At 65.2% G+C, this 1,723-nt stretch carries 2 protein-coding genes; both read right to left on the bottom strand.

The window, feature by feature from the left end:
- Positions 1-166 precede the first annotated feature (166 nt).
- Positions 167-454, bottom strand: a complete 288-nt coding sequence (locus tag I5W_RS20915) for an MSMEG_0570 family nitrogen starvation response protein (RefSeq protein WP_044530683.1) — start codon at positions 452-454, stop codon at positions 167-169.
- Entirely contained in the window at positions 447-1,610 is a 1,164-nt protein-coding gene (locus I5W_RS20910) for an MSMEG_0565 family glycosyltransferase (RefSeq protein WP_044530682.1), read from the bottom strand. Before I5W_RS20910 ends, I5W_RS20915 begins: the two co-directional genes overlap by 8 nt.
- Positions 1,611-1,723 lie beyond the last annotated feature (113 nt).

The following is a 1,723-nucleotide window of genomic DNA, read 5'->3' as shown; positions in this document are numbered from 1 at the left end:
TCGACGCCGAGCGCTTCAGATACCAGCTCATGGACAGGCCGGCCTGGCCGCCGCCAATGATGATGACGCTATGGTGGCGCACGGCGCCTTGCTCTTGGGTATGCATGATGTTCCTCTTGGGATGAAGTCTGATGAGATAGGCCGATAAGATGGGCCGATGGAGCGTTCAGGGCAGGAAGGATTCGACCATCACCCGGGCATCGGCGGCCCCCTCGAAGCGGGCCGCGGTCTCTTCGATGCGGCGCAACTGGTCCATGGCCGAGGAGCAGGCAAAGCCATACTTCTGGCGCACGCGCTCGCTACCGATGTTCAAGGCCGTGGCGCTGCGTTCGACGAAGTCGGCCAGCGCATAGCTGCGCCCGGCTTCCAGGTGTTCCTTGACCACCAGCGAGGGTGAATAGCAATCGCTGACGGTGTCGTCCGGCCAGCGGACACGAAAGTGCATTTCAGGCATGGTGTTCCTCGCAAAATGAGGCTGCCGGGGCGCGGCAACCGAGATAGTCGTTATAAAGATTCACATGGCTCTGGGCCGAGCGCATCCAGGAAAAGTCCGCGCACACCCGACCGCCGGCGGCGATCATGCTGGCCCGTGCGGTAGGGTCGAGCGCGTGGGCGATCCCGGCGGCAATGGCGGCCGGGTCCTGGGGATCGACCCAGGCGCAGCAGTCGCCATCGAGGTATTCGGTAAAGGGCGCAAGGCGCGAGACCACCACCGGCACGCCACTGGCCATGGCTTCCAGCACCACCAGTCCGAAACCTTCCTTGAGCGAAGGAAACACCAGCGCGTCCGCGCAACGGAACAACGCCGGCATGTCGGCATCGGCCACCTGCCCCAGGATGCGCAGCGCGCCCGCCGGCAAGCCGGCTGCCTGCCACTCCCGTTGGAACTGCTGTTGATAGGCGGCGTGATCCAGTACGCTGGCCCCACCCGCGATGACCAGTTGCGCCTGCGGATAGACCCGGCGCAGTCTGACAAAGGCACGCAGGATGCCCAGCGTATTCTTGCGTGGCTCCACCCCGCCCACCGCCAGCAGCAACGGTGTGCCGTCCAGGCCCAGTTGCGCGCGCAGGGCGGCGTCACGGTGGCTGGCTTGCGGCGTGTAGCGCTGCGTATCGACGCCATTGGAAACCAGCTCGGCCTGCACACCATGTTCGCGCCACAGGATCTCCTGCCAGGTGCGGCTCACGCACAGCACGCGGTCAGCAGCGCGATAGCCGCGCTCCTGCCAGCGATGCAGACGGCTATCCTCGAACTGGTCGAGGTGATGCACGGTGCGCACATAGCCGGCGATCATCCCGCGCTCGGTGAGCGTGGCCAGTGCATTGGCACTGATGGAGTCCTGGGCGTGATAGAGGTCGAAGTCCGTCATGCCAGGCTGGGCGAAGCAGCGCAGGTAGTCCTCGATGCGCAAGCGCACCATGTCGGCGATATCCGCGCTATGCAACGCCCCCGGTACCGGATGGAAGTGGCAGGCCGCGCGCCGGAACAAGCCCTTGCCTGCGGCATCAGGCGCCAATAGCGTGGTTTCGTGGCCCAGCGCCTGCAAGCCTTCGGCCAGCTGCAAGGCGTGTACCACGCCGCCGCGCGGATTGACCGAGTGGGTCAGCATGGCGATCTTTCAACTCTGTCTCGATGCACTCATGTCAGACCACCTTGCGGCGGCCGCAGCCGATCAGCGCTTCTTGTTCCAGTTCCAGAACGCCATTGCTGCCCCTGCCGCGC

Origin of the sequence: Herbaspirillum sp. B65, from assembly GCF_000333555.1 — a bacterium.
In the GTDB taxonomy this organism is placed as follows: domain Bacteria; phylum Pseudomonadota; class Gammaproteobacteria; order Burkholderiales; family Burkholderiaceae_D; genus Herbaspirillum; species Herbaspirillum rubrisubalbicans.
Note: the sequence above shows the minus strand (reverse complement) of the source record. Positions and strands in the feature narration are given on the sequence as shown.

Bases quoted from the DNA above. Each gene is read 5' to 3' on its own strand.
- I5W_RS20915 (WP_044530683.1), bottom strand. From the start codon at position 454: ATGCCTGAAATGCACTTTCGTGTCCGCTGGCCGGACGACACCGTCAGC.
- I5W_RS20910 (WP_044530682.1), bottom strand. From the start codon at position 1,610: ATGCTGACCCACTCGGTCAATCCGCGCGGCGGCGTGGTACACGCCTTG.